The 4,806-nt window shown below is 66.1% G+C and carries 6 protein-coding genes; all 6 read left to right on the plus strand.

From position 1 onward, the window contains the following. Window positions 1-354, plus strand: a 354-nt coding sequence (locus tag ELR45_RS37935; protein ID WP_205856648.1) for an ATP-binding cassette domain-containing protein, incomplete at its 5' end; no start/stop codon positions are given. Between the two features lies 1 nt (window position 355). Then, complete coding sequence (locus ELR45_RS15430) at window positions 356-1,375, plus strand: ABC transporter permease (protein ID WP_129667213.1); 1,020 nt, start codon at window positions 356-358, stop codon at window positions 1,373-1,375. A 273-nt stretch (window positions 1,376-1,648) separates the two neighbouring features. Then, a complete protein-coding gene (locus ELR45_RS15435) occupies window positions 1,649-2,689 on the plus strand; it encodes an NAD-dependent epimerase/dehydratase family protein (RefSeq protein ID WP_129667214.1) in 1,041 nt (346 codons plus the stop codon). After that, window positions 2,679-3,413: a PIG-L deacetylase family protein gene (locus ELR45_RS15440; protein ID WP_165367796.1), complete on the plus strand. Its 735-nt coding sequence runs from the start codon at window positions 2,679-2,681 to the stop codon at window positions 3,411-3,413. The genes ELR45_RS15435 and ELR45_RS15440 overlap by 11 nt, the downstream gene beginning before the upstream one ends. A gap of 11 nt (window positions 3,414-3,424) precedes the next feature. Continuing rightward, the gene (locus ELR45_RS15445; RefSeq protein ID WP_129667216.1) at window positions 3,425-4,168 is read left to right on the plus strand and encodes a WbqC family protein; all 744 of its coding nucleotides are present in this window, start codon (window positions 3,425-3,427) and stop codon (window positions 4,166-4,168) included. Between the two features lie 11 nt (window positions 4,169-4,179). Further along, window positions 4,180-4,806, plus strand: a 627-nt coding sequence (locus tag ELR45_RS15450) for a glycosyltransferase family 2 protein (RefSeq protein ID WP_165367797.1), incomplete at its 3' end; no start/stop codon positions are given.

A 4,806-nucleotide genomic window follows, 5' to 3' on the forward strand; every position in this document is an offset into this window, starting at 1 on the left:
GCGGTCCATCCGGACAACGTGGTGCAGACCATGTCGGGAGGCGAGAAGCAGGGCGTGGCCATCACGCGCGCATTGCACTTCGAAGCGCGACTGGTTCTGTTGGACGAGCCGACCATGGGGCTGTCGCTGTCGGAGACGCAGAAGACGCTCGACTTCGTCCGCTCCATCAAGGACGGCGGGGGGTCCGCGGTCTTCATCGACCACAACGTGTACCACGTGTACCCGGTGGTGGATCGGCTGGTCGTGCTGGATCGTGGGCGGGTCGCGGGAGAGTTCGTGCCCGCCGACGTCACGCTCGACCAGCTGACGGATCGGCTGCGTGCGGTAGCCCGAACCGGAAGCCTGGAGGACTGAGATGGCGAAGACAGGTATCCCGCCGCAGGAGCAGACCGAAGCAGAGCCGGTGCCGCGGATCAGCACTCGGCTGTTCCTCCGGCGGCACGCGCTGACCACAGGCACGATTGGCATCGCCATCGTCATGTGGACGATCTTCGTGGTGGCTGCCCCTGACGTGTTCCTCAACTCGCGCATCTACAGCTCCTTCGGAATCAGCACGCCGCTGTGGGGCATGATGGCGCTGGCGTTGACCTTCGTCGTCATCACCCGGGAGATGGACCTGTCGTTCGTCTCCGTGATGGCCCTGGGCATGGTCGGGTTCGTCCGCGTCCACGAGTACACCGGCAGTGTGCCGCTGGCCATCGTGGCCTGCCTACTGGTCGGCGGAGTCTGCGGCCTGTTCAACGGGTTCCTGGTGGCGATCCTCGGTATTCCGTCGCTGGTCATCACCCTCGGGACGATGTTCTTCTTCCGCGGCATCGAGCTGGCTCTGCTGGATGGCACCGGCGTCCCGTTGACCGACGACGACTTCAGCGGCCTGCGGGACATCCTGAACGGGCAGACGGCCGGGATCCCGAACGAGTTCGTCTGGATGGTGGTGATCGCCGTGGTGTTGTGGGTGGTGCTGAACCGTACCCGGTTCGGTGCGCACCTCTTCGTCGTGGGGGACAACGCGGACAGCGCCCGTCTGATGGGCGTCCGCGTCGTCCGGGTGAAGATGACGGCGTTCTGTACGCTCGGCGTCGTCGCCGCGTTCAGCGGCCTGGTGGCGAGTATGCAGTCGTCGTACCTGTGGCCCACGCTGGGTGACGGCTCACTGCTGCTGCCGATCGCCGCGGTGTTCCTGGGCGGCACATCGGTGTTCGGCGGCATCGGGACCGTCTTCGGCACGTTCCTCGGGGCGCTGATGGTCGGTTCGATCCAGGCCGGCGTGATCAGCGCGGGCATCGACGGCTTCTACACACAGCTCTTCTTCGGTTTGGTCATCATCGTCTCGCTGGTGATGCAGACGCTGATCAGCCACCGAATGCGACGTTGAACACGGGCCGAAGCCGGGCCCCCGGTGACGAAGTGGTCGGGGCGACGGTCAACCAGACCGGCGCGTTCACCTTTGACCCTGAAACCCCAGCGCACGCCCACGTCGTTGACGGTTCGGGTATGACGGCTGGCCACGAGTCCGGTCGGCGCCGGTCGCTGATGTGGACGATCACGCCGCAGTCACACACGTGTCACGGGTGGGCTGGCTAACTGGTCCTTGATCGCTCCAATGGTGGGACACGGGGCGCGGATCAGTTGTTGCGAGGGAGCAACGATGAGGGCATTGGTGACGGGCGGCGCGGGTTTCATCGGTAGCCACCTTGCCGAACGTGTGCTTATGCAGGGACATCAGGTCGTGGCGCTGGACGATATGTCGACCGGTGACGCCGACAACCTGGCTCATCTGAACGACCACCTGGGCTTCGAGCTCGTCAAAGGATCCATTCTCGACGCCGCGCTGGTCGACGACCTGGTCGAGGCGTCGGACGTCGCGTTCCATCTGGCGGCGGCCGTCGGGGTTCACCTGATCCTGAACCGGTCGCTCGACGGCCTGCGGACGAACGTGCACGGCACGGAGAACGTCCTGCAGAGTGCGGCACGACACGGCACGCGTACGGTGCTGGCGTCCACCAGCGAGGTCTATGGGAAGAGCACGGCTCCGATTCTGTGTGAGGACCAGGATCGGATCCTGGGGTCGCCGCTGGTCAAACGCTGGTCCTATGCGGAGGCCAAGGCGCTCGACGAGACCCTGGCGTTCCTGCTGTTCAGCGAACACGGCGCACCGATCGTGATCGCCAGACTGTTCAACGTCACCGGCCCTCGGCAGACAGGGCGCTACGGCATGGTCATGCCGCGGTTCGTCGATCTCGCCATGCGAGGCCGCCCGCTGACCGTCTACGGCGACGGCAGCCAGACACGTAGCTTCTGCCACGTGTACGACGCCGCGGATGGTCTGATCGCGTTGGCCGAACAACCGGACGCGTACGGCGGTGTGTTCAACATCGGCCGGCCGGAAGAGGTATCGATCCGGGAGCTGGCCGAGCGGGTGATCCGGCTGACCGGCTCGGCGAGCACGATCCGGTACGTCGCGTACGCGCAGGCATACGGTGACGGTTTCGAGGACACCATGCGCCGGGTTCCGGACATCTCTCGGGCACGCGAGCTCATCGGCTTCGACCCGGCGCTGTGCCTGGACGACATCATCCTCAGCATCGTCGACGAGTTCAGGCTTAGTGCGTGGGCTCGGTCGGGGGGCGGGGCCGCGCGCCCCGCTCGCCCGCGGGCGGCCCGGTCAGGAGGCGGCCGTGTTCGGTGACGACTTTCTTTCTCAACAGCGGTTGTTGGTGGTCACGCCGCATGCGGACGACGAGACCTACGGGTGCGCCGGCAGCATCGCTCGCATCAAGGCCCTGGGTGGCGAGGTCTACGTCGTGCTCGCGACTTCCGGCGACGTGGTTCATTTCAGCGCCGATGACGACGGTGGGCGCACCAAGGCGGTGGACCACGAGACCAGGCTGAGCGAGTTCGACGCCGTCATGCGGTTGTTGAAGGTGGACGCCTGGGATCTGCTCTTCGACGACGTGGGCAAGCATCTCGCACTCGACACGGTGCCCCGCAAGGAGCTGGTCCGGCTGCTGGAGACGGACGGCAGGCTGGCCATCGAGCGGGTGCGGCCGACCATGATCATGATCCCGGCGGTCAGTTACAACCAGGACCACGAGGCTCTGTATCGTGCCTGCGTCACGGCCACCCGTCCTGGGGTTCCGGCGGTGCGGCCGGTGGTGCCGTGGGTGCTCGCGTATGACAATACGTCGCTGTTCTGGCCGATCGGCCAGGCCCGGTTCCAACCGACGTGTTACATCGACATCTCCGATTTCCTCGACGTCAAGATCCGGGCCATGCGGTCTCACCTCTCGCAGGTGCGGCCGCCGATCTATCACGGGAGTCCGGAGAGCCTCGAGCTCGCCACACAGGTCCGCGGGCGGGAGATCAGTGCCTATGCCGCGGAGGGCTTCGGCCTGCTCCGCGGCGTGTTCTAGGAGTGCCGACCATGGGAGAGCTCACCGTATCGATTCACCAGCCGAACTTCATGCCGTGGCTGAAGTTGCTGGACAAGATCTTGGCAAGCGACGTGTACGTCGCCTACGACACCGTCCAGTACACCAAGTCGGAGTACCACGCCCGGCAGAGGGTGAAGACACACCACGGCCTCGCCTGGCTCTCGGTGCCGGTGGTGCACGTCAAGGGCGTCCAGCAGACCATCTCGGATGTCCGGATCGAGAACGCGCAGCCGTTCCGTCGGCGGCACCTGCGGACGCTACGCCTGGCGTACGGGGCGACGCCGTACTTCGACGAGGTCTTCGGCGTGATCGAGCGGGTTTATGCACGCGATCAGGACCGGCTCGTGGATCTCAACGTCGAGCTCATCGAGGCGCTGTGCGGCTATCTGGAGGCGTCTGTGCGCGTCGTGCGGGCGAGCACGTTGCCGCACGCCGGGGACCGGGCCGATCGGCTGGTCCGACTCGTCCGGGCTGTCGGCGGCAACGTGCACCTCACCAGCACGTACGACACCGATCAGCGGGTGGAGTGGTGGAAGCTCGCCAGCGCCGGGATCACCGTCGACGCCCAGTCTTTCGACCACCCGGTCTACGAACAGATCGGAGACGGCTTCGTCCCCGGGATCGCGGCGATCGACATGCTCTTCACCTGCGGGAGACAGACGAGCGAGATCCTGGCGCAACGCCGGAGCTTGGTTCGGGTGGACCCCATCCTCGAGGATGTCTCGTATAGATAGGTCACAGGGCGATGCGCGTGCTGCCGCTGATCTTCCTGCTCGGCGTCAATCTGGCGTTGTGGACGGCCGTCGGCGGGGTCCGGCTCGTCTCCGACCGGTGGCGAGCGTACGTCGCGCGGGATCACGGCGCTCGGAACGGGCTGGTGCCCAAGGACGTGGCAGTGCTGATTCCCGCCCACAACGAGGCGCCCGTCATCGCGAACACGATCCGATCGGCGCTGCGCCTGGTCGCTATTACGCAGATCCACGTCGTGGCCGACGGCTGCACCGACACCACGGCGAAGATCGCCCGCGCCACCGGAGCGCACGTCCTGGAGCTCGAACCGGGCCGCGGGAAGGCAGGGGGCATCGAAGCGGCACTCGAGTTCTTCGACATCCCGTCGAGGTTCGAGGTACTCCTTATCCTCGACGCCGACACCGCGCTGGACGAGCATTACCTCGAGCGCGGGCTTCCATTGCTGGATGAGCCCGAGGTGGTGGCGCTGGCGGGCTATGCGAAGTCCGGCTGGCATCCGCAGGGGCTTCGGCTGGTCGGGCGCGTCCTGCTGTCGTACCGGGCCCGGCTCTACGCGGTCATGCAGTGGCTCAAGTACGGACAGACCTGGCGATGGACCAACGTGACCTCGATCGTGCCCGGC

The sequence above is a fragment of the Phytoactinopolyspora endophytica genome (genome assembly GCF_004138495.1).
GTDB classification, from domain to species: domain Bacteria; phylum Actinomycetota; class Actinomycetes; order Jiangellales; family Jiangellaceae; genus Phytoactinopolyspora; species Phytoactinopolyspora endophytica.

Bases quoted from the DNA above. Each gene is read 5' to 3' on its own strand.
- ELR45_RS15430 (WP_129667213.1), top strand. From the start codon at position 356: ATGGCGAAGACAGGTATCCCGCCGCAGGAGCAGACCGAAGCAGAGCCG.
- ELR45_RS15435 (WP_129667214.1), top strand. From the start codon at position 1,649: ATGAGGGCATTGGTGACGGGCGGCGCGGGTTTCATCGGTAGCCACCTT.
- ELR45_RS15445 (WP_129667216.1), top strand. From the start codon at position 3,425: ATGGGAGAGCTCACCGTATCGATTCACCAGCCGAACTTCATGCCGTGG.